The 23,985-nt window shown below is 40.1% G+C and carries 24 protein-coding genes, 2 tRNA genes, 1 other RNA gene and 1 pseudogene; 6 read left to right on the top strand and 22 right to left on the bottom strand.

The window, feature by feature from the left end; genetic code table 11:
- Positions 1-25 precede the first annotated feature (25 nt).
- Together thiI and ACLNCS_RS03545 are read right to left on the bottom strand one after the other, a co-directional pair.
- A complete protein-coding gene (gene thiI / locus ACLNCS_RS03550; protein ID WP_247921374.1) occupies positions 26-1,240 on the bottom strand; it encodes a tRNA uracil 4-sulfurtransferase ThiI in 1,215 nt (404 codons plus the stop codon).
- Between the two features lie 8 nt (positions 1,241-1,248).
- Positions 1,249-2,391: a cysteine desulfurase family protein gene (locus ACLNCS_RS03545; RefSeq protein WP_247921373.1), complete on the bottom strand. Its 1,143-nt coding sequence runs from the start codon at positions 2,389-2,391 to the stop codon at positions 1,249-1,251.
- A 136-nt stretch (positions 2,392-2,527) separates the two neighbouring features.
- Here ACLNCS_RS03545 and ACLNCS_RS03540 point away from each other — a divergent pair, with 136 nt between their 5' ends.
- Complete coding sequence (locus ACLNCS_RS03540) at positions 2,528-2,932, top strand: DUF6556 family protein (protein WP_254804240.1); 405 nt, start codon at positions 2,528-2,530, stop codon at positions 2,930-2,932.
- Between the two features lie 40 nt (positions 2,933-2,972).
- On the opposite strand, the gene ACLNCS_RS03535 is transcribed toward ACLNCS_RS03540, so the two are convergent.
- The 4 genes from ACLNCS_RS03535 to ACLNCS_RS03520 all read right to left on the bottom strand — a co-directional run bounded on the left by ACLNCS_RS03535 (position 2,973) and on the right by ACLNCS_RS03520 (position 8,999).
- On the bottom strand, positions 2,973-5,258 hold the full coding sequence (locus ACLNCS_RS03535; protein ID WP_414292676.1) for a DNA translocase FtsK: 2,286 nt from the start codon (positions 5,256-5,258) through the stop codon (positions 2,973-2,975).
- Positions 5,259-5,398: 140 nt separating this feature from the next.
- On the bottom strand, positions 5,399-7,354 hold the full coding sequence (locus ACLNCS_RS03530) for a PTS fructose transporter subunit IIABC (protein WP_414292674.1): 1,956 nt from the start codon (positions 7,352-7,354) through the stop codon (positions 5,399-5,401).
- Positions 7,351-8,262 carry a 1-phosphofructokinase gene (gene pfkB / locus ACLNCS_RS03525; protein WP_414292673.1) on the bottom strand — a complete coding sequence of 304 codons (912 nt, stop codon included), beginning with the start codon at positions 8,260-8,262 and terminating at the stop codon, positions 7,351-7,353. Before pfkB ends, ACLNCS_RS03530 begins: the two co-directional genes overlap by 4 nt.
- Complete coding sequence (locus tag ACLNCS_RS03520; RefSeq protein ID WP_424847222.1) at positions 8,259-8,999, bottom strand: DeoR/GlpR family DNA-binding transcription regulator; 741 nt, start codon at positions 8,997-8,999, stop codon at positions 8,259-8,261. The genes pfkB and ACLNCS_RS03520 overlap by 4 nt, the downstream gene beginning before the upstream one ends.
- Before the next feature lie 162 nt (positions 9,000-9,161).
- On the opposite strand from ACLNCS_RS03520, the gene ACLNCS_RS03515 reads away from it, so the two are divergent.
- A tRNA-Ser gene (locus ACLNCS_RS03515) sits at positions 9,162-9,249 on the top strand.
- A 78-nt stretch (positions 9,250-9,327) separates the two neighbouring features.
- On the opposite strand, the gene ACLNCS_RS03510 is transcribed toward ACLNCS_RS03515, so the two are convergent.
- From ACLNCS_RS03510 to ACLNCS_RS03480, 7 genes are all read right to left on the bottom strand, one after another.
- Complete coding sequence (locus ACLNCS_RS03510; protein ID WP_074324227.1) at positions 9,328-10,662, bottom strand: Nramp family divalent metal transporter; 1,335 nt, start codon at positions 10,660-10,662, stop codon at positions 9,328-9,330.
- Positions 10,663-10,973: 311 nt separating this feature from the next.
- Positions 10,974-11,936: a hypothetical protein gene (locus tag ACLNCS_RS03505; protein ID WP_424847219.1), complete on the bottom strand. Its 963-nt coding sequence runs from the start codon at positions 11,934-11,936 to the stop codon at positions 10,974-10,976.
- 80 nt (positions 11,937-12,016) lie between these two features.
- Positions 12,017-12,104, bottom strand: a tRNA-Ser gene (locus ACLNCS_RS03500).
- 35 nt (positions 12,105-12,139) lie between these two features.
- Positions 12,140-12,487, bottom strand: a transfer-messenger RNA (tmRNA) gene (gene ssrA, locus ACLNCS_RS03495).
- A gap of 60 nt (positions 12,488-12,547) precedes the next feature.
- On the bottom strand, positions 12,548-13,183 hold the full coding sequence (locus ACLNCS_RS03490; protein ID WP_006148806.1) for an SGNH/GDSL hydrolase family protein: 636 nt from the start codon (positions 13,181-13,183) through the stop codon (positions 12,548-12,550).
- A 1-nt stretch (position 13,184) separates the two neighbouring features.
- Positions 13,185-14,012 carry a Cof-type HAD-IIB family hydrolase gene (locus tag ACLNCS_RS03485; protein WP_424847217.1) on the bottom strand — a complete coding sequence of 276 codons (828 nt, stop codon included), beginning with the start codon at positions 14,010-14,012 and terminating at the stop codon, positions 13,185-13,187.
- A gap of 24 nt (positions 14,013-14,036) precedes the next feature.
- Complete coding sequence (locus ACLNCS_RS03480; protein WP_424847215.1) at positions 14,037-15,356, bottom strand: CapA family protein; 1,320 nt, start codon at positions 15,354-15,356, stop codon at positions 14,037-14,039.
- Between the two features lie 147 nt (positions 15,357-15,503).
- Here ACLNCS_RS03480 and def point away from each other — a divergent pair, with 147 nt between their 5' ends.
- Together def and rlmB are read left to right on the top strand one after the other, a co-directional pair.
- On the top strand, positions 15,504-16,115 hold the full coding sequence (gene def, locus ACLNCS_RS03475) for a peptide deformylase (protein WP_070677533.1): 612 nt from the start codon (positions 15,504-15,506) through the stop codon (positions 16,113-16,115).
- A gap of 44 nt (positions 16,116-16,159) precedes the next feature.
- Complete coding sequence (rlmB, locus tag ACLNCS_RS03470) at positions 16,160-16,888, top strand: 23S rRNA (guanosine(2251)-2'-O)-methyltransferase RlmB (protein WP_070677535.1); 729 nt, start codon at positions 16,160-16,162, stop codon at positions 16,886-16,888.
- A 32-nt stretch (positions 16,889-16,920) separates the two neighbouring features.
- Here the strand turns inward: rlmB and trxB are convergent, their stop codons facing one another.
- The 7 genes and pseudogenes from trxB to ACLNCS_RS03435 all read right to left on the bottom strand — a co-directional run bounded on the left by trxB (position 16,921) and on the right by ACLNCS_RS03435 (position 21,276).
- Positions 16,921-17,832, bottom strand: a complete 912-nt coding sequence (gene trxB / locus ACLNCS_RS03465; RefSeq protein ID WP_424847212.1) for a thioredoxin-disulfide reductase — start codon at positions 17,830-17,832, stop codon at positions 16,921-16,923.
- 65 nt (positions 17,833-17,897) lie between these two features.
- Positions 17,898-18,122: a DUF4059 family protein gene (locus tag ACLNCS_RS03460; protein ID WP_004253933.1), complete on the bottom strand. Its 225-nt coding sequence runs from the start codon at positions 18,120-18,122 to the stop codon at positions 17,898-17,900.
- Positions 18,123-18,201: 79 nt separating this feature from the next.
- Positions 18,202-18,945 (bottom strand): amino acid ABC transporter ATP-binding protein, encoded by a 744-nt coding sequence (locus ACLNCS_RS03455; RefSeq protein WP_004253930.1) that lies wholly within the window; start codon positions 18,943-18,945, stop codon positions 18,202-18,204.
- The gene (locus tag ACLNCS_RS03450; protein WP_049494837.1) at positions 18,945-19,745 is read right to left on the bottom strand and encodes an amino acid ABC transporter permease; all 801 of its coding nucleotides are present in this window, start codon (positions 19,743-19,745) and stop codon (positions 18,945-18,947) included. The genes ACLNCS_RS03455 and ACLNCS_RS03450 overlap by 1 nt, the downstream gene beginning before the upstream one ends.
- 156 nt (positions 19,746-19,901) lie before the next feature.
- Positions 19,902-20,258 carry a Spx/MgsR family RNA polymerase-binding regulatory protein gene (locus tag ACLNCS_RS03445; RefSeq protein ID WP_036757721.1) on the bottom strand — a complete coding sequence of 119 codons (357 nt, stop codon included), beginning with the start codon at positions 20,256-20,258 and terminating at the stop codon, positions 19,902-19,904.
- Between the two features lie 15 nt (positions 20,259-20,273).
- Positions 20,274-20,762 (bottom strand): annotated as a pseudogene (locus tag ACLNCS_RS03440) (methylated-DNA--[protein]-cysteine S-methyltransferase); the annotation flags it as partial.
- A gap of 13 nt (positions 20,763-20,775) precedes the next feature.
- Complete coding sequence (locus ACLNCS_RS03435) at positions 20,776-21,276, bottom strand: GNAT family N-acetyltransferase (RefSeq protein WP_004253923.1); 501 nt, start codon at positions 21,274-21,276, stop codon at positions 20,776-20,778.
- Between the two features lie 134 nt (positions 21,277-21,410).
- Between ACLNCS_RS03435 and ACLNCS_RS03430 the strand changes: the two genes are divergently transcribed.
- Positions 21,411-21,866: a DUF1836 domain-containing protein gene (locus ACLNCS_RS03430; RefSeq protein ID WP_004253915.1), complete on the top strand. Its 456-nt coding sequence runs from the start codon at positions 21,411-21,413 to the stop codon at positions 21,864-21,866.
- On the top strand, positions 21,856-22,503 hold the full coding sequence (gene trhA / locus ACLNCS_RS03425; RefSeq protein WP_004253913.1) for a PAQR family membrane homeostasis protein TrhA: 648 nt from the start codon (positions 21,856-21,858) through the stop codon (positions 22,501-22,503). Before ACLNCS_RS03430 ends, trhA begins: the two co-directional genes overlap by 11 nt.
- 31 nt (positions 22,504-22,534) lie before the next feature.
- Here trhA and pdxT read toward each other — a convergent pair whose 3' ends face one another.
- The gene (pdxT, locus tag ACLNCS_RS03420; protein ID WP_004253909.1) at positions 22,535-23,107 is read right to left on the bottom strand and encodes a pyridoxal 5'-phosphate synthase glutaminase subunit PdxT; all 573 of its coding nucleotides are present in this window, start codon (positions 23,105-23,107) and stop codon (positions 22,535-22,537) included.
- Positions 23,108-23,983: a pyridoxal 5'-phosphate synthase lyase subunit PdxS gene (gene pdxS, locus ACLNCS_RS03415; protein ID WP_004253907.1), complete on the bottom strand. Its 876-nt coding sequence runs from the start codon at positions 23,981-23,983 to the stop codon at positions 23,108-23,110. It abuts the gene before it with no gap.
- Positions 23,984-23,985: the final 2 nt, after the last annotated feature.

The following is a 23,985-nucleotide window of genomic DNA, read 5'->3' as shown; positions in this document are numbered from 1 at the left end:
ATATTTTTTCCTCTGGTTTTTCTGATTAAAGGAGGTCATCAATTAACTCATCAACCGCATCTTTCTCAGCTTGAGGGGTAATTTCAGTAATCATAATTCCTGCCACTGCTCGCTCAACCAATCCTTCAACATCCATACGGGCTTCATACTGTTCAGCATTCTTAATCTTTGGATTTGTTTTGGGACGATCAGGCGCAAAAATCGTACAGCAGTCTTCAAAAGGTTGGATAGAAATTTCAAAAGTATCAATTTCCTGCGCAATGTCAATGATTTCCAACTTGTCCATAGTCACAACTGGACGGATAATTGGTGTATTGGTCACGGCATTGATAGCCTGCATACTTTCAAGAGTTTGGCTTGCCACCTGACCAAGACTTTCACCATTGATGATGACCAAACCATTTCTCACTTCACGGATACGGTCGGTAATCCGCATCATAAAGCGACGAGTCAGAGTCATGAGGTAAGCTTCTGGGGCCTTAGCCTTAATCTCTTCTTGAATCTCCGTGAAAGGCACTTCGATAAACTGGATATTTCCACCGAACTTAGTCAGTTTACGGGTCAAATCCTGCGCTTTCTTGAGGGCGCCTGGACTGGTGTACGGTGGGCTCGCAAAGTGAACAGCCTCGATATCTACTCCACGTTTTAGAGCTAGATATCCAGCAACAGGTGAGTCAATCCCACCTGACAACATGAGCATTCCTTTACCAGAAGTTCCAACTGGCAAGCCACCTGCTCCTCGAATGGTCTCATAAGAAAGATAGGCTGCTTCCTCACGAATTTCCACTTGAAGGTTAATGTCAGGATTTTTCATTTGTGCTTGCACATTTGGAATAGCATCAAATACTGCTCCACCAAGAGTTTGGTTGAGTTCTCGACTATCCAGTTCAAAGTTGTGATCACTACGTTTGCTAGAGATTTTAAAGGTCATGCCTTCCTTATAGATGTCCTGCATAATCTCTTGGACAGCAGATTTAAGAACTTCGACAGATTTTTCAACTTTATATACTGGAGAAAAGTTTTGAATCCCGAAAACCTGTTTGAGAGACTCAGCTACTGCTGCATAGTCGGCTCCATTAAGATAAGCATGGGCACGGTCGCGATCAGCAGTTACCTTGACTTGAGGATAGATAGATAAAACATCTGAGATATTATTACGTAGTTTATTGATGAAACGCATACGGTTTTTACCTTTGGTTGAAAGTTCCCCGTAGCGAATCATAATTTCTGAATATTGCATGAATGCTCCTATCTTACTTTTCTAGTTTGATTGTAAATTAATTTTAGTTTGGTCAAAAATTGCTCAACTTGACTCATGTCATTTTCTAGGTCTAGGCTGACGCGTACTGCTGACTGAGCCTTATCTTTTTCAACCCCCATGGCAATCAAGGTACCAGCAGGTTTTCCTGCCTTGGACGAGCAAGCAGAGGTTGTGGAAATGAAAATATCATAGTCTTCAAATGCATGAACGATGACTTCACCACGGACACCCTTAATCCCAAAAGTCAGAATATGAGGCGCAAAGTCTTCCTCACCTGAGAAAACAAAAATGTCTGGATATTCGAGTAGGGCTTGCCGAATGACTGACTTCATCTGACTTGTTTTTCTTGTAAACAATTCCAATCTTTCCATAGCTAGACGCAGTGCCTTGGCTGTTGCTGCAATTCCTGCTACATTCTCAGTTGTTGAACGATAGTCGCGCTCTTGGCCACCGCCAGTTAATAGGGGGGTGATTTTCTTGCCAGACTTGATATAAACAAATCCAACACCACGAACTCCGTGGAATTTATGACTAGAGAAGGTTGCAAAATCCACTCGGTCAGTCAAATACTTTTCTGTCGGAATCTTAGCTAAAGCTTGAACCGCATCAACATGGAAGGAAATCGTTGGCTTATCTGCTAATAGTTCTGAGATAGCTTCAATAGACTGGATTGATCCAATTTCATTGTTGACTGCCATAACAGAGACTAGCGTTGTATCAGGACGAAGTAGATTTTCTAAAGCAGCCACATCTACAAATCCTTTTTCATCTACTGGTGCAAAATCCACCTCAAATCCTTGAGTCTGAAACCAAAGAGCAGACTCCTTAACCGCTGGATGCTCAATTTCTGACACGATGATGTGTTTACCAAACTGAGCTTTTTCAAAAGCGACACCTTTGATAACCCAGTTATCTCCTTCGGTACCACCAGAGGTAAAGAAGATTTCTTCGCTTTTCTTACCAATTAAATCTGCAATCTGCTGACGAGAAGCTTCTAAAATTCTGGTAGACTGATCACCCAAACGATGAAGGCTAGATGGGTTACCAATAATTTTTGCAGACACCTGCATGTAAGTTTCAAGTACTTCAGGATAAGGCTTGGTCGTAGCCGAATTATCAAAGTAAATCATAGTTTTTCACGCTTTCTAAAATCACTCCTTCTATTGTAACACGAAACAGTTCAGGCGACAAGAAATGCCGTTCAGGTTCATTTAAGTTTTTTTTAAAGATTTTGGGTATAATGAATCATGGTAAAGGAGAGAAATTATGTCTAACTATCGCAGAAAATCAAAACCTAAAACTGAACATATCAAAAAAGGCTTTACCGTCTTTCAAAAAACAATTGCAACTTTAGCCAGTATCCTTGGTTTGATTACAGCTAGTATCACTATCATGAATGCTTTAGATAAAAACAAGGATCATAAAGATACGACTCCACAAACAACCATTATCAAGGAAGTTCAAAAGGAAGCTCCCGCTGAATCCAATGCACCTGCACAGAATCAAGGAAGCAACCAAGAAACTAATTCTGCAAATGGTGGAGTTGACGATAAAAACAATAATGTTCAATCAGAAGAGACTACTCAAGCTTCTAACAACGTCCCAAAAAATCAAACTGATGGAGTTGCTCAATCTGATACAGTTGCGACAGACAATAAAACAAACCCTTAACAATAAAGCTTCTCTCCAGTTTCGGAAAGAAGCTATTTTTTTATTGTTGTAAGACTTTACGAGGTTTTGTCCCTTCAGCAGGACCAATAACTCCAGCCATCTCTAATTCTTCCATCAATCGAGTGGCTCGGTTAAAACCAACAGATAAACGGCGCTGAATCATGGATGCACTTGCTTTTTGTGTCTCGATGACAAGAGCCTTTGCTTCTTCAAAGAGAGGATCTCCAGCATCATCGCTAGAACCAAAATCACCTTCTGTCTCAGATACTTCTCCTGGATCAAAGCTTTCATCATAATCCGCATCAGCTTGAGCCTTAATGAAGTTTACGATGCGTTCCACATCATCATCTGAGATAAAGGAACCTTGGAGACGAACAGGATGGTTTTCATCAATTGGTTTAAAGAGCATATCCCCTCGACCAAGCAATTTCTCCGCACCATTTTCATCCAAAATTGTACGTGAATCTGTTCCTGAAGAAACCGCGAATGCTACACGTGAAGGCACATTTGCCTTAATCAAACCAGAGATAACATCCACTGAAGGACGCTGAGTTGCAAGAATCATGTGAATACCAGCTGCACGCGCCTTTTGTCCGAGTCGGATAATGGCATCTTCTACTTCCTTGCTAGCAACCATCATGAGGTCAGCCAACTCATCCACAATCACGACGATTAAAGGTAGAGGTACTTGTTTGTACTCTGATTGAGCGTTGAATTCCTCAACCTTAGCGTTAAAACCAGCAATATTTCGAACTCCGACTTTAGCGAAAAGTTCATAGCGGTTTTCCATCTCATCAACGACTTTTTGAAGGGCCTTGCTGGCCTTACGAGGGTTGGTCACAACTGGAATCAAGAGATGAGGGATATCGTTGTATACTGAAAGCTCAACCATCTTAGGGTCCACCATCATAAATTTGACTTGGTCCGGGCGAGCCTTCATCAGAATACTTGCAATAATTCCATTAACTGCAACGGATTTACCAGAACCTGTAGAACCGGCCACTAGCAAGTGAGGCATTTTTGCCAAATCAAAACTACGAGCTGTTCCGTTAACGGCCTTCCCAAGAGGAATTTCTAAAAGATTTTCAGGTTTTGTTTGAGATTGTTCCCAAAGCTCACGGAAGGAAACAGTTGCAATTTCCGAGTTAGGAACTTCGATACCTACCAAGGATTTCCCAGGAATCGGTGCTTCGATACGGACATCTTTAGCAGCCAAAGCCAAGGCCAAGTCGTCTGCTAGATTGGAAATACGGTTGACACGGACACCAACTGCAGGTTTAACCTCATACTTGGTCACCGACGGACCTATTTCTGCTCTTTCTACAGTCACTTTAATACCAAAACTTGCGAAGGTTTCTTCCAAAATTTTAATATTTTCTCGAACGATTTTCTTTTCTTTTGACTGATCTTTTGGTTTGTCTGGCGCAAAGAGTTGCAAGCTTGGGAGCTTATACTCCAAGGCCTTTTTAGCAGAAAAATCTACTTCAACCTCTTCGTCATCATCATCTTCTTCAGAGAAAACTTCTTCCTCTGGATAGTCTCCTTCTTCAGGATAATCAAAATCAGCTTGCGGGAGAATAATTTCAGGTTCTACCCATTCCTCCTCTGGAAGTGGAGGAAATTCTTGCAGTGGTTCGTCTGATAAGATTTCTCCAGTTTCCATATCTACAGGCTGCATGTCAAGCAAAGTCTGCTCTTCTCTTTCTTTTTCAAGTCTTGCTTGCTCTTCTGCTTCTCTTCGCGCCTTTTCCTCTTCACGCTTGATAAAGCGCTCTTGTTTTTTCTGTTCACGGCGTTCCATCCAGATAGCAAATCGAGCTGAAAGAAAATCAGCAATATCATAGATAGACCATGGACTCATTAAAAGAGCTCCGATAAGGATTAAGATGGCCCCGATGAAATAGGTACCGATGTTTGAGAACAAAAATGCTACTGGTATGTAGAGACCTACCCCTAACAAGCCTCCCCCTGCAAAACTTGTTACTTGAAAACTGGTTAAATCTTTAAAGATTTGTCCAATCGTTCCTTGAAAAACAGCATTTGCCATGCTAAGCTTCCAGACAAGATAAGCTTGAAAGATGAGGAGCAAGCCTGCAAAAATAAAGAAGAAACCTGCTAGCAAGCCTTCTTGTTTATGAATCCATTTAAAGAAGAATAGATAAATCAAGAGAGAGAAAATAGCTAAGTATGCTAAACTCCCTACGAGTAAGCGAATCAGGTTATAAACAGTGATTCCGACAGCTCCCCATTTGAGGGCTGCAAAAATTAAACAGATAGCCAAAGCTAAGGAAATCAGCATTCGTTGAATCGCTTGTTTTCTTTCCAATTCTGCTTTAGACGGTCTTCGTCTTGTTTTAGTTGTATTCTTGTTTGCCATGCTTCTATTATATCATATTTCAGAAACTTTTCGAGGGGTTAAAAAATGACTGCCCACTTTCGTGTTCAGTCATTTGAATATGTTTGTGATTATTTTTCTAATGGTTTACGAAGGTAACCGTAAACTACACCACTGACAAGTGCTCCTACCAAGACAAAGACAAGGTAAAGAAGAGCATTTGAAGTAAGGGCGATAACGAAGATTCCTCCGTGAGGAGCCATGAGTTTGATATTTGCAAGACCAACGAGTCCACCTGCTACCGCTGAACCAAGGATGAAGCTTGGGATAGCACGAGCTGGGTCTGCTGCACCAAATGGAATCGCACCTTCAGTGATGAATGACAAGCCCATAACGATGTTCGTCAAACCAGAGTTACGTTCTTCTTTAGTAAATTTATCTTTGAAAAGAAGTGTTGCCACAAAGATTGCAAGTGGTGGAACCATTCCTCCAGCCATAACTGCTGCCATGGCTACTGAACCACCTGTTGCCACTGTTGCTGCAAGAGTACCAGTACCAAAGACGTAGGCTGCTTTATTGACAGGTCCACCCATATCGACAGCCATCATTCCTCCAAGAACGACTCCAAGAAGGACAGCGGATCCACCTTCAAGACCACCAAGGAAGTTATTCATACCAGTGTTGATTGCGGCCATTGGGATATTAACAGCTAGCATGACAAAGCCTGTCAAGATTGTTCCAAAAAGTGGCAAGAGAAGGATTGATTTAGCACCTTCAAGTGAGCGAGGAACCTTCACGTATTTCTTAACCAAGAGCACCAAGGCACCTGCGATAAATCCACCTACGAGGGCTCCAAGGAAACCTGATGATACCCCTGCAAGGGCTGAAGTTGCTTCACCACCCTGAGCGTAAGGGATTTTACCAAAGGCATAACCTTCTTTAGCGATAGCACCAGCTACGAAACCGGCTACCAAACCTGGTTTTTCAGCGATTGAGTAGGCAACATATCCTGCAAATACTGGCAACATCAAACCAAAGGCAGAACCACCTATTTTCATGAACATAGAAGCGAGTTCATGGTAAGAACCAAGATTTCCAAGACTCTCATTAGGCACTCCCAAAGCACCATCAATCAAGAAGGCGAGGGCAATCATGATACCACCACCGATAACGAATGGCAACATTTGTGATACACCACTCATCAAGTGTTTGTAGAAGGCACCACCTAGACTTTGTTTTTCGTTAGATGCTGTTGAAGCTTGTGCTCCATTAGCAGCACGGTAGACTTCAGCATTACCTGAAAGAGCCAAGTTGATCAATTCTTCTGTCTTACGGATACCGTCTGCTACTGGACGATTCACCAATGGTTTACCATCGAAACGATCCATCTCAACTGCTTTATCTGCAGCGATGATAACAGCTTTGGCGTTGCGGATATCTTCTGCTGTCAATTTGTTGCCAACACCACTTGCACCATTGGTTTCAACCTTGATACCAACACCCATTTCCGCAGCCACTTTTTGAAGCGCTTCTTGGGCCATGTACGTGTGGGCAATTCCTGTTGTACAAGCTGTAACTGCTACGATAAAGTCACCAGATTCATTTACAGGAGCTTGAACTGGTTCTTGAGCTTTTTCTGAAGCTTGGTCAAAGAGTTCAATTACTTGATCAGCTGATGTTACTTGACGAAGTTTATCAGCAAATCCGTCTTTCATCAAATATTGTGACAATTCTGCCAAGGCAGCCAAGTGAGTATCATTGGCACCTTCTGGAGCAGCAATCATGAAGAAAAGGTCAGTTGGTTGTCCATCTAGACTTTCGTAGTCAACACCCTTGTTTGACTTAGCAAAGAGAACAGTCGCTTCCTTAACAGCAGCATTTTTGCTGTGTGGCATAGCGATACCGTCGCCCAAGCCTGTAGAAGTCAAAGCTTCACGCGCTAAAATTCCTTCTTTAAAGGTTTCAAAATCTGTCACGTATCCGTGTTCAACCAAGCTATGAATCATTTCTTCGATAGCTGCTGTTTTTTCAGTTGCTTGCAAATCAAGCAACATGACATCTTTTCTCAATAAATCTTGAATTCTCATCTTTTTTCTACCTCAACTTTTTCATAAATTTCTTTAATAAATGCTGCAGTTGCTAAATCATCTGAGAAGGTGGTTGCTGTTCCACATGCCACTCCCCATTTGAAGGCTTCTACTGCGTCTTTTGATTTGACAAACTCACCCGTAAATCCAGCAACCATCGAGTCACCAGCACCAACTGAGTTTTTCACTGTTCCCTTGATTGGTTTAGCAAAGTATGCTCCATCTGATGTTACCAGAAGGGCACCATCACCAGCCATAGAGATAATCACGTTTTGAGCACCTTTAGCCAGCAACTCACGAGCATATTTCTCTATCTCATCTAAGCTTTCGAGCTTGACTCCAAAGATTGCTCCAAGTTCATGATTATTTGGTTTGACCAAAAGTGGTTGATAATCCAAACTATCGATTAAGGTCTGACCTTCAAAGTCACAGACTACTTGCGCGCCTGTCTGACGAGTCAAGGCAATCAAATCCTTATAAATGACATTGCCTAAGTTTTTAGCACTTGATCCAGCAAATACTACTGTATCTTCTGCTGTCAGACTTGAAAGAATGGCTTTTAACTCTTCAAGTTGATCGGGCTCAACATTAGGACCTGTCCCATTGATTTCGGTTTCTTGGTCTGCTTTGATTTTGACATTGATACGCGTATCTTCTGCCACTTGGACAAATTGCGTTTCAATTTGTTCTTCAGCTAAAGTATCTGTGATAAATTTTCCAGTAAAGCCTCCGATGAAACCTGTGGCTGTATTTGGAATATCCAAACGCTTCAAGACACGGCTAACATTGATACCTTTACCACCAGCAAACTTATCATCACTATCCATACGATTGACACTACCAACTTCCACTTTGTCCAAACGGACAATGTAGTCTATAGATGGATTGAGTGTGACTGTATAAATCATACTTCTATTACCTCCGTTTTCTCTTTGATAGCTGACAAGAGCTCGTGACCCTTGCTTGTAATGACAATAGCACGTTTTATAGGAGCTACCTTAGCAAAACAAGACTGACCAATCTTGGATGAATCTGCCAAGACATAGGTTTGTTTGGCATTTTCTAAGATAGCTCGCTTAACCGCTCCTTCCTCCATATCCGGAGTTGTATAATAACCCTCGTCTACCCCGTTCATTCCGATAAAGGCACGATCAAAGTGTAATTGGTTAATTTGGTTAAGAGCCACCCCTCCGATACTGGCATCCGTTGTCATCTTTACGCCACCACCAATAATGACTGTCGGGATTTGCTTATCCACTAATTGTACCGCATGGTGAATGGAGTTGGTTACTACAGTAATGTCTTTTTGCTCCAATTCCATAATGAGAAAGGCTGTCGTACTTCCTGCATCCACAAAGATAACATCTTTTTCTTTGATGAGGGAAGCTGCTTTTTGCGCAATCAACTTTTTCTCTTGAAGGTTTTTGACAGATTTCTCTTGAATAGTTTCTTCTTCTTGCAAGGAGTGAGGCAACTCTGCTCCCCCGTGTACCCGACGAAGTTTATTTTCAGACTCCAATTCATCTAAATCACGTCTAACTGTGGATTCTGAAGTATCTAGCAAGCCTACTAATTTCTCTAGAGAAACGACTTTGTGTTTTCTTAGTTCTTCTAAAATTAACTTTTTCCTCTCGGTTTTTAGCACCTACTCACCTCCTGTTAACGATTACATTAATCATTCTATCACAAAAAAAATCAAAGTCAAGCATTTTTTATCATTTTCTTTCATTTTCTATCAAAACTTCTTCAGTTTTTAAATAAATTTGCAAGAAAGTAGGCTTTGTGGTAGACTAGGTTAGTAACTATTGGAAGATTACTCAAGAGGCTTAAGAGGCCGTGTTGGAAACGCGGTAGGCGTGTTAAAGCGTGCGTGGGTTCGAATCCCATGTCTTCCGTTTATTTTCTAAAAAAGATACCCAAGAAATCTTGGGTATCTTTTTTTATATGTTTGTTTTATAACTCGGGTGATTTTCTTAGAAAATATCAAATAACAATTTCACATTGAGGATGGTCAAGATAATGGAAACGATATAACCAAGGATAGTATTCCATTTGGCATTGGTAAATTCTCCCATCAGTGATTTTTTTGAGGTTAGATAAATCAGAGGAAAGATTGAAAATGGAAGAGCGATTGAAAGAAAGACCTGTGAATAGACCAATAACTGATCCAAGGTTTTTTCTTGATGACCGAACAGAACCGCTACTATCATAACAGGCAGCAAGGCAAAGAGACGAGTCGTCAAACGAATGAACCACTGAGGCAATCGCAAATGTAAGAAACCTTCCATAACGATTTGTCCTGTCAAGGTACCTGTGATAGTCGAATTCTGACCACTGGCTAATAGGGCCAAGGCAAACAATGTTGATAAGCTCGAGCTAGCGATGGCTCCTGCAATGGTTGAATCCTGCAAGGCATTATACATTTGAGAAAAAGCGGAAATTTCAGATGCATGTCCGAAGAAGAGGGCCGCCCCTAAGATCAAAAGAAGGGAGTTAACCACAAAGGCCAATGATAACTGGAGATTTGAATCCCAAGTCATAAAGCGCACGGCTTTTCGAACATCATTTTTGTCCTTGTGATTGATTTTTCGTGTCTGTGACAAGGATGAATGCAAATAAAGATTATGGGGCATAACAGTTGCTCCCACGATTCCTAGTGCCAAGGTTAATTGACTTTCATGTCCTGGCAAAGGACTTTCAAATAAGGTTGCATTCGGTAGATAACCCTCAACGATTCCTTGGAAGCTTGGATGTGACAAAGCTACAAGATAGGTAAAAATTGCTAGAATGGATAAAATCAGTGTTGTAACGATAGCTTCAATCTTCTTAAAGCCAAATTTCATCAGAAGCAATAAGAGAAAGACATCTAGAACCGTCAAGAGGATGGCTATCATAATCGGAATCTTAAAGAGAAGGTTGAGAGCAATGGCAGAACCGAGAACTTCTGCCAAGTCTGTCGCCATCAAGGCTAATTCTAAAATCACCCATAAACTATAACGAAGCCATTTGGGTGAATGATGAGCCGTTGCTTGAGCCAAGTCCATCTGGGTTACAATCCCAAGCTTTCCTGCCATCTGCTGAAGCTGCATGGCAATAAGAGATGAAATAAAGATGACAAACAAGAGACTATACTTATAGGAAGCACCACCGACTACGCTGGTAATCCAGTTTCCTGGATCCATATAACCAACTGCTACAAGAGCACCGGGACCTAAAAAAGCCTTTAAATTTTGCCAGAAATGATTATTATTTGGAGTCTCGATAGACTGATTAATCTCAGAAAGTGAAACCTTTTTATGAGATGACATTGCTCTTTACCTCTTTCTAAACCTACTTTTTCAATATTTTCTATTACAGAAAAATAAGATTGACTTTAAACTATTAAAACAATGAAAACTATATGAAAAACATTTAGTTTTTTCATAATTTTTTCTTAACGCCCCTTAATTATAACACAAAATATGATAAAAACTTAAGAAAATTCAGGACTTGGACAGGCTATTTTAGAAAAAGATCAGATCACGCCTCAAAACAAGTTTCCTTAGTTTTGTTTAATCTCTGCCATAATCAAAAACAAGTAGCTCACATGAACTACTTGTTATCATTAAAATCTTAAGTTTTAGACGTTACTTTTTTCTTTTGATTTATCTTTGTCTTTAGATTTATCGGTGTCTTTAGATTTGTCGGCATCTTTAGATTTGTCTTCGTCTTTAGACTTATCTGTTGATTTATTTTTAGCCTTTGTAGAGTTCTTACGGTCAATCTTGTCGTATCCCTCTGTAGTGTCCATCATCTCAGTTGTTAAGGTACGGTAGTCATCTTGAGAAATTACCCAATTTCCATCTTTATCTTTTGTCAATTTGATTTCTGTATCAAATTCACCAGTTGTAAGAGGTGTAAGAGCTGCTTCAGGATCTACATCACTATAGGTAGCAAAATCTTTTCTGAATAGGTGCTCATAAATCCAATATGTTACCAATGTTTGGTAACGTTTGACATCAACATTTGAACCGGCTTTGTTGTACTTACCTAAGTTATCGATACCCCCAATGAGGATAGTAAGCACTTCTCGAATTGATGAAGTCAATCCTTTAGAGTGTAATTTCTTAGAGGTAAATGTAACAGTAGCTGAATCACCTGATTCATCAACCTTCACATCTTTGATAGTATAAGAACCGATATCTTGGAATAACTTACGTTTCATTCTCAAGAAACCTGAAATTGTTTCCTCTGGTGTTTCTTCAGGAAAATCTTGGTGCCATTGTACTGTATAAGTCGTTGCAGGTGAAAGACCATCTTCCTTGATTTTTTCACTTGTTTGAACTGCAATTACAGCGTCAGTCCATTTTTCGTAGGTTTCACCGTAAACCTTCTTGAAACGAGCAGATTCTGTCGTAAGCAATGCATCTAGAAGAACTTCTGCATCTTTTTTTACTTTTTCTTCTGCTGATTCTTTTTTATGTTCTTCTGTCGTTTGTTCAGTAGTTGCAGAAGCAGATTCTGATTTTTTAGATGTTAAAGAGCATGCACCCAAGGCTAATGTTGAAAGTGCTAAGATACTGAGCAACTTAATCTTTTTCATAGTATACCTCAATGTATAAAATTTACTCTTGGAATCTCACTCCAAGGGTATGGTTTAGAAAAAACATAGTGTAATTCTAACGGAGAATGGGGGATTCGAACCCCCGCACCGGTTACCCGACCTAACGATTTAGCAAACCGTCCTCTTCAGCCTCTTGAGTAATTCTCCTGCGATACATTTATCTTACTTGATGAAACTTTACAGAATGGAGCCGGTGGGAGTCGAACCCACGTCCAAACATCTGCTAACATATTTGTCTACAACCATAGGTTATGTATTGTTTTAACAGCTCCTCGACACATAACTCAAGCCTAGGAACTGCGAGTCTATCAATCTCTTATCAAACTGCTAGACAAAGTTTGATCGTATCTCGCTAAAATTAAGACCTGTCATCAGACACGAGCAATCTGAATCGGGTCACGCCTGCTGGTTTTTAGGCAGCTAGAGCGTAAGAAGTGTTGTTTTTTGCAGTTATATTTAACTGAGCGTTTACGTCGCCACACGAGTCGCAAAATATGCCTCATAATGCCTGTCGAATCCGTAACGACCCCAAAGACTATAAAGATATTATACCTTATCTAGGTTAAAAAAGCAAAAATGCAAGTAGATGTCTAGGAAAGACTAGTTTTCAAAGCTTCCGTTAGAGCCTGATAGCCAGAAACGCTAAGGTGAAGCCCATCTGTTGTATAGTCTGATTTGAGTTGCCCTTCCTGATCGAGTAGCTCTTCAAAGACAGATACATATTCTACCTGCATGTAAGCAGAAGCTAGCTCTTGATAGGCTTGGTTCCAGGCCTTGATTTTCTCATTTGTACGAATATAAACTGTCTGTTTGTATTCTTCCCCTTGATGAACTGGCAGAATAGAAACTAGCTTAATCTGTGACAGCGGATAGTCACGAGAAATACTTTGAATTACACTTTCAAGATTTGTTAATGCTTGACTCATTGGAACATCTTTCCCAATATCATTGGTCCCAATCAAAAGCACAATTTGATCCACTGCATCACCATATAGGTGGGCATCAAGGTTATCAAGTAAAAGGCCAGTTTGATAGCCTCGAATACCTCGGTTCACAATAGTCTTTGTTGTCCCTAGTAATTCTTGCAAGGGATAATACTCAACAATAGAATCTCCAATAAAAATGATATCTGGTTCAATTACCGAAATCTGATTGAGTTCACGATACTTGGTTTGGATTTTCTCTTGCTCTTTTAAGAGCCAGTTTTCTAATAGCTGTACTGCCAAGTTATTCTCCTCTTTCTAGCCAGTTCTCTAAAACTTTGTAAACACCTGCCTGACTGTTGGCTGGAGCTAATTTTGTCGCAATTTCTTTAACAGCCTCTTCTGCATTTTCCATAGCGTATGAAATTCCTGCCAACTCTAACATTTCAATGTCATTTTCACTATCACCGAAGGCCATGATTTGTTCAGGTTTTAAGTTCCAACGTTTGAGCAATTCTACTAGCCCCCACGCTTTATGAATCCCGTCCTGTAAGATATCAATACAGCCATAACCGCTGGAAACAGCTCGCACATGCCCATCAAATAGGTCATTAATTTCCTGCAAAACCGATTCTGATCGTTCTTCACCAACAACCATACTCATCTTGAGAACACCACCGAAGAGATTAGGGTCAAATTCATCAACAAAGTTCATTCGTTGATAGAGCTTTTCAATCATCTCTGGAGTCATAAATTTATCAAGTTCTGTAAAAACAGTACCTTTCTTTACAAAACCACCATTCATTGCAGTTACGACAAACTGATCCTGACATTCTCTACCTTTAAAATGGTCCAAAGCCCTATCAACCATGACATCATCCCAAGTTTGTGCTTGAAGTAATTCATTATTTTCGAATATCCGAGCACCATTAGCAACTACCAGAACGACTCTTTCTGCTAGATGTCCCAGTAATTGTCTCATACGATGAACTTCATTTCCAGTCGCAATGACAAACCGAACGCCACGGTGGTCCAGCTTATCCAAAATTTTCTCTAAGCGAGGAAGGTCTAGTTGACCTCTTGGATCTAACAAAGTACCATCCATATCCGTTGCTACTATCTTAATTTCCATTTTGTCTCCTTGAGATTCGAATCACTACCACTTCAACCCTACATGCTCATTCATTTCTTTATAGGCTGTATCAATCCGTTCCTTGGTAGCCTCGTCTAACTGACTACGGTATTTCCCACCCTCAATAAAGTCTTCCAGGACGTAAGTTTGGTAAAGATAGAGTGGGTATCCTTCTGGAGAATAGCCTCCCTTTGGAGTCCTACTCACCCAGCTTGGATGGGATTGGGCAGTTTCGATAGTCGTTTTACCAGATTTCTTCTTAATGGTCACATCCATGAGAACTCCACGTTCCGTCCACTTGGCATTTTCAACATCCTGCATGGTTTCAATCCGTTGATTTGAGATGAAATTCCCCATAGAGTAAATGATAAGCTTTTTATCACCTTCTTTTTCAACCGTTTCAGCTGGTTCAACAACGTGAGGATGACCACCAAAGATAATATCAGCACCCCAATCAATCATTTTATGGTAAAGTTTCTTTTGCTCCTCAGTCGGCTCAATTTGATACTCAACTCCCATCTGAGGCATGATAATTGTAATATCCGCCTCCTTCTCTGCTCGTTCAATTTCAGCCTTCATTTTATCTTCGTCTAAGTCTGAAAGATAACGATTATAATCCTCTTGTGAAATGCTTTGTTCAATGCCGTTAAAACCATAGGAATAAGCTAAAATAGCAACTTTAATACCATTAACTTCCTTAATAACTAGAGGAGCCTTATCTCGTGATTCATGGGTATAGACCCCGACCGGTGTCATTCCTGCCTTTTCAATAGCATCTGCAGTTGAAACCACTCCCTCAATCTGAGAATCCAAGATATGATTGTGAGCCAAATCTAGCACTTGATAGCCTGCATCTTTTATAGCATCCATAACTTCACCAGGTGCATTAAACAAAGGATAACCTGCAAGATAGTGGTCTTTATTTACGGTTCCTTCAAAATCACCAAGAACTAAGTCAGCTTGCTTCAGCCAAGGTTTTACGTATTCAAAGTTTTCATGAAAATCGTAGGTGCCGTCTGCCTTTTTTGCTGAAATATAAATAATGTCATGATAGAGCAAATCACCATTTGCCATGATGCGAGCACTTGTTTCTTCTTCCGTTACGGAATTCTTACCTTTAGATTCTGAATTCTGATTCACTGCAGGTGCATTCCTATTCCACAATGGAACTCCCTTTATTCCTTGAGCTAATAAGGTCAATGCCATAGAAATAGCAACTACGATTAACAAAACCACAATAAAGGTTTTATTACTCCATTGGCGATAGTTTCTAAAAAAACGAATAAATTTTCTGACAAGTCCTAAGACAGGATCTTTTTGATTTCTACTACTACGTTTTTCCATATCTTTTCTCCTTGCTTTTTGATGCAAGTCTCCTTACTTTATTATATCACAGACAAATTGGTATTTCCTTTTATTAGCAACTTCTGTGACTTTCTTTCTCAACTATTTTGTGTTATCATGGAATTGTAATGGAAGGAAGGAGAGAAGATGTCTGCTATAGAACGTATTACAAAAGCTTCACATTTAATCGATATGAAAGATATTATCCGCGAGGGCAATCCAACCCTACGTGCAGTTGCCGAGGAAGTCACTTTCCCATTGAGTGATCAAGATATCATTCTCGGAGAGAAAATGATGCAATTTTTAAAACATTCGCAAGACCCAGTTATGGCTGAAAAGTTAGGTCTACGTGGAGGAGTCGGACTTGCTGCACCACAATTAGATATCTCAAAACGCATCATTGCTGTTTTAGTTCCTAATATCACTGAGGAAGGTGAAACACCTCAAGAAGCCTATGACTTACAAGCTGTTATGTACAATCCTAAGATTGTCTCACACTCAGTCCAAGACGCTGCTCTAGGAGAGGGAGAAGGTTGCCTATCAGTCGATCGTGCTGTCCCAGGTTATGTTATCCGTCACGCTCGAGTGACTGTTGACTACTTTGACAAGGATGGTGAAAAACATCGCATCAAGCTAAAAGGCTACAACTCCATCGTTGTACAACATGAAATCGACCACTTAAATGGTGTTATGTTTTATGATCGTATCAATGAAAAGGATCCTTTCGCAGTCAAAGAAGGTTTACTCATTCTGGAATAAAGAAAATCCCGTTCAACAACGGGGTTTTATGTTATAATAGAGCCATGAAAACAAATGATATTGTCTATGGCGTTCACGCCGTTACCGAAGCACTGTTAGCAAATACTGGAAACAAACTCTATCTCCAGGATGATTTACGAGGTAAGAATGTAGAAAAAGTCAAGGAACTGGCGACTGAAAAGAAAGTATCCATCTCTTGGACTTCAAAAAAATCTCTTTCCGAAATGACTGAAGGAGCTGTTCACCAAGGTTTTGTCCTACGTGTTTCTGAATTTGCCTACACAGAACTTGAGCAGATTCTTGCCAAAACCCGTCAAGAAGAAAACCCACTAGTATTGATTCTAGACGGACTAACTGACCCTCATAACTTAGGTTCTATCCTAAGAACAGCTGATGCAACCAATGTTTCAGGCGTCATTATTCCCAAACATCGAGCTGTTGGTGTGACACCCGTAGTTGCAAAAACAGCAACGGGCGCCATCGAGCATGTGCCTATCGCTCGTGTTACCAATCTCAGCCAAACCTTGGACAAGCTAAAAGAAGAAGGCTTTTGGACCTTTGGAACTGATATGAATGGAACTCCTTGCCATAAATGGAACACCAGTGGAAAGGTCGCCCTCATTATCGGAAATGAAGGAAAAGGTATCTCAAGTAACATCAAAAAGCAAGTGGACGAGATGATCACTATTCCAATGAATGGACATGTACAGAGTCTCAATGCAAGCGTTGCTGCTGCTATTCTTATGTACGAAGTCTTCCGCAATCGATTATAAAAAAGTTTCCAATCAAATGATTGGAAACTTTTTTAACTGTGTTCAGTAATATATTTATAGGCTTCTTGACCTGCAATAGCACCATCTCCAACTGCTGTTGTAACTTGGCGAAGGTCTTTCTGACGAACATCTCCAACTGCAAAGACACCTGCAACACTTGTCTTCATGTGGTCATCTGTCACAATCCAACCTGACTCATCTTGGATTTGTAAATCTTTTGTAAAATCGCTAACTGGATCTAAACCAACATAGATGAAGACACCTCCAAAGGCATGTTCAGTCACTTGATTTGTTTTAACATTTTCAATGACAACTGACTCCACACGGTTTTCACCCTTGATTTCTTTGACAACAGAATCCCAAATGAAGTTGATTTTATCATTGGCAAAGGCGCGGTCTTGCAATACTCTTTGAGCACGAAGTTCATCACGACGGTGAACGATGGTTACAGATTTGGCGAACTGTGTTAAGAAGATTGCTTCTTCAACAGCCGAATCTCCTCCACCTACAACCAACAAATCTTGGTCACGGAAAAAGGCTCCATCACAAACCGCACAGTAGGAAACTCCACGACTATTCAGTTCTTCTTCTCCTGGAACTCCTAAGAGGCGATGTTTTGAACCAGTCGCTACGATAACTGTGCGCGTTTCAAATTTTTCATCGTCTGTGATTACTTTCTTAACATCATCATGGTTCTCAATATCTTTTACAAAGCCATAGAGATGTTCGACACCTAGATTTTCAAGAGGTTCAAACATCTTTTCTGCTAACTCAGGTCCACTAATGTTAGCATAACCTGGATAGTTTTCAATGTCAGAAGTATTGTTCATCTGACCTCCAGGAAGACCACCTTCAATCAAAGCTACTTTGAGATTGCTGCGAGCTGCATACAAGGCTGCAGTCATCCCAGCAGGACCTGCACCGATAATAATCGTATCGTACATTCTATTTCCTTCTTTCTTGTTGTAACTATTCTTATTCTAACGGATAAAATCCTATTTGACAACTATTAAGCCTTGAGAACCAACAAGATGCTCATGGTTGCAAAAGACAATACTGGAATTGTTAGAACTCCAATCATAATCATATCATAGAGGTGAGCCTGACGCTCCTTAGCAGTTTTATCGACACCTGACAGGGCTCTAAAACCAATCCAAATCCCTAAGACAACCAAGACTAGTAAAATCGTCAAAACCAAACTCTCTAAATACAAAGCAAATAGCTGAACTAGCATGCTCTCTCTCATTTCTATTATTTTTAAAGAGCAAACCCAGTTAGCTTAGCCAACTGAGTTTTTCTTATCTTCTATTATATCAGATATAGGTCCGTTTGTAACTAGCAAAGAACTCTTTTGTTCGTTCTTCTTTAGGATGGTTGATAATCTCATCCGGTGTTCCAGATTCAATAATCTTTCCTTTATCCAAGAATAAAACCTTATCAGCTACTTGAGCAACAAATGACATATCGTGACTAACCAAAACCATAGTTTGACCTGATTTTGCAGCATTAGCAATCGATCTTTCTACCTCACCAACCAATTCTGGGTCCAGTGCTGAAGTCGGTTCATCCAAGAGTAAGACGTCTGGTTTCATGGCTAGAGCACGAGCTATAGCGACCCGTTGTTTTTGTCCTCCAGACAAGTGACGCGGATAATGCTGTTCACGATCAGAAAGCCCAACCTTAGCTAGTTCTTCCTTAGCAATTTCAGTCGCTTCTTCGTCCGATAATTTTTTAACTACCACCAAGCCTTCTTTAACATTGTCTAGCGCTGTTCTACGCTCAAATAAATTAAACTGTTGGAAAACCATCGATAATTTACGACGAAGAGTTAGAATTTCTTCTTGCGTAATTTGAGAAAAATCAACTTTGAAATCATCAATCTGAATACTTCCACTATCAGGAGTTTCTAGATAGTTTAGGCTACGAAGAAAAGTTGATTTCCCAGCTCCTGAAGAACCAATTAAGGCAACAACTTCTCCTTTTTGAATATCTAAATTCAGATGATCCAAAACAGTTTGACCTGAAAAGGATTTGCTTAAATTTGAAATTTTAATCATTAGCGAAGCTCTCCTTTCACATCTGTCTCAACATTATCTGGTGCTGTAATAGCCATTTTTCTTTCAATGAAACGGCCAAGATTTTCAATAACGATATTTACCACCCAGTAGACGAGAGCTACTGAGATGAAACGTTCAAAGTAACGATAGTCTGCACCACCCAAAATCTGAGCTTGGGCAAAGACTTCTACAACACCTGCACTGAAAGCTAGGGAAGTCCCCTTGGTCAAGCCAATCAAGGAGTTAATCAAGGTTGGTGTTGCAACTACTGCTGCATTGGGAATAATCACACGACGATAAACTTGCGCACGTGTCATACCAAGACTACGAGCAGCTTCAATCTCACCTGGATTTACAGAAAGAATTGCCGCACGAAGAGTTTCGCTGGCATAGGCTGCCTCGTTAAAAGCAAAAGCCACAATCGCAAATGTTGCTGCTGGAATAGCATTAATGTTCAGAGAAGTTCCCCATTGTTGATTCAAGGCTTTCAAAGCTAATGGAATCCCGTAATAAGTCAACATCAGTTGAACTAAAATTGGGGTTCCTTTTAGGAAACTAACAAAAAAAGCTTGTAATGGGTAAATAAATCTAACTCGGTTGATTTTCACGATAGCAAAGACTAGGGCTAGCATGATACCAAAAAAGGCACCAAATACCGTTAACATCAATGTTGTAGGTAATTGCTGTACAATTCTTGGAATCCCATCAAAGACAGAACGCCAACTAAAAAGTTTGCCATCTGGAATATATTGCATCAAATTTTGATACCAATCAGATGCTAAAATCGTTGTAACATTCATAGAAACATCCTCTCAAGATAATGATTCATTCTATCATACTTATGCTCTAATTAAAAATATTTGCTACGAGCATATCAGATTTCATCTACCCTCTAGTTTATCATACTTTAAAAGTGGGAGGTTATATATTTTATCTATCAAGGAGATAGAAAAAAACTAATTCAAATCCAAGTTATTGTATGTTTTACGATAGCCAATTTGTTTTACAAGACCATTTTCAACAAGTATTGGACGTTTTAACAGCATACCATCACTAGCCAAGAGTTTGGCTGCTTCTTTGTTAGACAACGTTCCAACCTTATCTTTCAAACCAAGCTCACGATATTTGATTCCACTAGTGTTGAAAAATTGCTTCAATTCAAATCCCGAAGTTTCGAGCCAGTTTAAAATGACCTTTTCACTCGGAGTCTCTTCAACGATATGAACGTCTTTATATTCTAGTCCGAGTTGATCTAATTCTTTCTTAGCTTTTTTACAAGTTGTACATTTTGGATATTCGATAAATTCTAACATTTTTTCTCTTTCTATTTTTTTATTTTCTTGATAACTTGCACCTTCATGCCTCAAGAGCCAAGCCTTCTTTTCGAGTCCCCAAGCATAGCCTGTCAGACGTCTTCCAGCACCTAGCACACGGTGACAAGGTACAAGGATAGACCAGGGATTGCGACCTACTGCTCCTCCGATTGCTTGAGCAGAAGCCACCTGCAAATCCTTAGCTATTTGCCCATAAGTAACTGTCTGACCGAAAGGAATTCCTCGCAAGTAGTTCCAGACTCTTTTTTCAAAGTCACTACCGACAGGAGCTAAAGGTAATCCAGATAAGTCTTGATCTTGCCCCTTAAAATAAGTCTCTAAATAGGAAGTAATTTGATTTAAAATGGGATGACTGTCAACAACAGTTACATCATTTTCAGATAATCCCTTCTCAAAATCGCTCTCTTCTTCAATCCATATCCCAAACAAATAGTGGTCATCTGCTAGCAGAGATAGGGGGCCAATCGGTGACTTGTATAGCATCTTTACATACTTCTTAGGCATTTGATTTTAATTTTTGATAGGCCAAGCGTTCCCCGTCTACTGGAACTTTACCAACCTGTTTGAAGCCAAGTTTCTCAAAAATATGTTGCATAGCCTTGTTTATTTCATGTGTATCTGAACGAAAATCTAGGTAATCAAAGCCTTCAATCAAGCCTTCCAAGAAGGTCTGAGCAACACCTTGACCTTGCACATCTCTAGCAACAGCAATACGGTGAAATACTAAGTATTCTGCTTCATTTCCCTCCCAGTTACCATCATAAATTGCTTCATAAGCTTTTTCGGGGCTCTTAGTCACTGCTGCATAGGCTAAGAGATCACCTTCGTCTAGGGCTACATAAGCTTGACCAGAGATGATATCTTCAATAATGGTATCTGCATCTGGGTAGCCGTTTTGCCACTGAGTGCTACCAGCTTCTGCCAAACATTTCTTGGCTCCCTCAATCACTTGTATAATTGCATCAACTTCGTTTGGAAAGGCTAAGCGAATCTCCATCATTTATCCTCTTTTCATACTATTTTCTTTCATCATAGCATAAAATATTTCTTTCTACAAGCACTTGAAACTTGACTTATTATTTCTAATATTTTATAATCTAGTTATTAAAACTAGATAAAAAGGAGTTGAAAATGAATACCACTTTTTCCTATCCAAAATGGGAAGAAATTCCAAGTATCAATCTCTATCTGGACCAGGTTCTGCTCTATGTCAATCAAATCTGTCCTCCAGCTTCTCCTGACAAGGAGAAAGGTTTGACAGCATCCATGGTGAACAACTATGTCAAACACGGTTATATCAGTAAACCTGAAAAGAAAAAATATCAACGCAAACAAATCGCACGATTGATTGCTATTACCACTCTCAAGTCTGTTTTTTCTATCCAAGAAATTGCTCAAACCCTTAATACCCTTCACACAGACACTAATTCAGAAGAACTTTATAATGCTTTTGTGGACTATATGAATGAAGATATTGATCCAGCTAATCCCATTATCCAGGCCAGCTGCCAAACGGTCAAACTCTATCATCAAACACTTGCACTAGTCTATACAGAAACCGAAGAGGAGGAAACAAATGAATACTAGTTTCAAACTTAGTAAACGACTTAGTTTTGGAGAAGAAATTGCCAACAGTGTCACCCATGCTGTAGGAGCATTTATCATGCTCATCCTACTTCCCATTTCATCTACTTACAGTTATGAGGCCCATGGTTTCTTATCGTCTATCGGTGTTTCCATCTTCGTCATCAGCCTCTTTCTCATGTTCTTATCATCAACTATTTATCATTCTATGGCTTATGGTTCAACTCATAAGTACGTGCTTCGTATCATCGACCATTCTATGATTTATGTTGCGATTGCAGGTTCTTATACCCCGGTGGTTTTAACCCTGATGAATAATTGGTTTGGTTATCTCATTATTGCTATCCAATGGGGGACAACTATTTTCGGTATTCTTTATAAAATCTTTGCCAAGAAGGTCAATGAAAAATTCAGTCTCATCCTTTACCTCATCATGGGATGGCTTGTATTGGCTATCTTACCAGCAATCATCAGTCAGACAAGTCCAATGTTTTGGAGTCTTATGGTATCAGGTGGCCTTTGCTATACAGTTGGCGCTGGATTCTACGCTAAAAAGAAACCATACTTCCATATGATTTGGCATCTCTTTATCCTAGCAGCCTCTGCTCTCCAATATATTGCTATTGTTTATTACATGTAAAAAAGAAGTTGGAAAATCCCAACCTCTTTTTTTATTTACACATATTCATAAAGTACTGATGCAAACGAAGATCATTTGTCAATTCAGGATGAAAGGAGGTTACCAGCATACTCTTTTCTTGAGCCGCAACGATTTGATTGTTCACAATCGCTAGAACATCAACACTGTCACCAACACTACTGATAATTGGGCCACGGATAAAGGTCATTGGAATTTTACCAACACCCTTGCAGTCAGCTTCTGTATAAAAGCTTCCTAGCTGACGTCCATAGGCATTGCGCTCTACTACTATGTCCATGGTCGCTAGATGGCTTTCCTCTTGAGAAGTGATTTGTTTTGCTAGCAAAATTAAACCCGCACAAGTTCCAAAGACTGGTAAACCATTGAGAATAGCCTCTCTTAGAGGAATTAGCATCTGCTGATCTCGCAACAGTTTCCCCATGGCCGTTGACTCACCTCCTGGCAAAATCAAACCTGATAGCTCACTTCGATGTTGCTGAAAATCTTCTAGGTTTCGTAGTTCAATACTTTCAACTCCTAGTTGAGCAAGCATTTTCTCGTGTTCTACAAAGGCACCTTGCAAGGCCAAGATTCCGATTTTCATCTATTTTCCTCGCTCCGCCATGAGAATTTGGATTTCATTCTCATTGATACCAACCATGGCTTCTCCCAAATCTTCAGAGATTTGAGCCAGAATTTGAGGATTCTGATAATTGGTAACTGCCTTAACAATTGCTGCCGCACGTTTAACAGGATCACCTGACTTGAAAATTCCTGAGCCAACAAAGACACCTTCTGCACCTAGCTGCATCATAAGAGCAGCGTCCGCTGGTGTTGCAACACCTCCAGCTGCAAAGTTGACAACTGGTAATTTTCCATTTTCGTGGACATATTGAACTAATTCTACAGGTACTTGGAGTTCTTTTGCAGCAACATATAACTCGTCCTCACGGAGGTTTTGAATGCGGCGAATTTCTTGATTCATCATACGCATATGACGAACAGCCTGAACGATGTCTCCTGTTCCTGGTTCCCCTTTTGTACGGATCATAGAAGCTCCTTCAGCGATACGGCGTAAGGCTTCTCCTAGGTCTTTAGCACCACAAACAAAAGGAACTTGAAATTCTTTCTTGTCCACATGGAAACGATCGTCAGCTGGAGATAGAACTTCGCTCTCATCAATATAGTCAATCTCGATAGCTTCTAAAATCTGAGCTTCAACAAAATGCCCAATTCGAACCTTAGCCATAACTGGAATGCTGACTGCTTCTTGGATTTCCTTAATCATCTTTGGATCACTCATGCGAGAGACACCACCCGCTGCACGAATATCAGCTGGGATTCGCTCCAAAGCCATAACTGCTGCCGCACCTGCAGCCTCAGCAATTCTTGCCTGTTCAGGATTTTGAACATCCATGATGACGCCACCCTTAAGCATCTGTGCCAAATTCTTATTTAATTCATAACGATTTTCAGTCATTT

Source organism: Streptococcus sp. CL9.43 (assembly GCF_049737935.1).
Taxonomy (GTDB): domain Bacteria; phylum Bacillota; class Bacilli; order Lactobacillales; family Streptococcaceae; genus Streptococcus; species Streptococcus infantis_I.
Note: the sequence above shows the minus strand (reverse complement) of the source record. Positions and strands in the feature narration are given on the sequence as shown.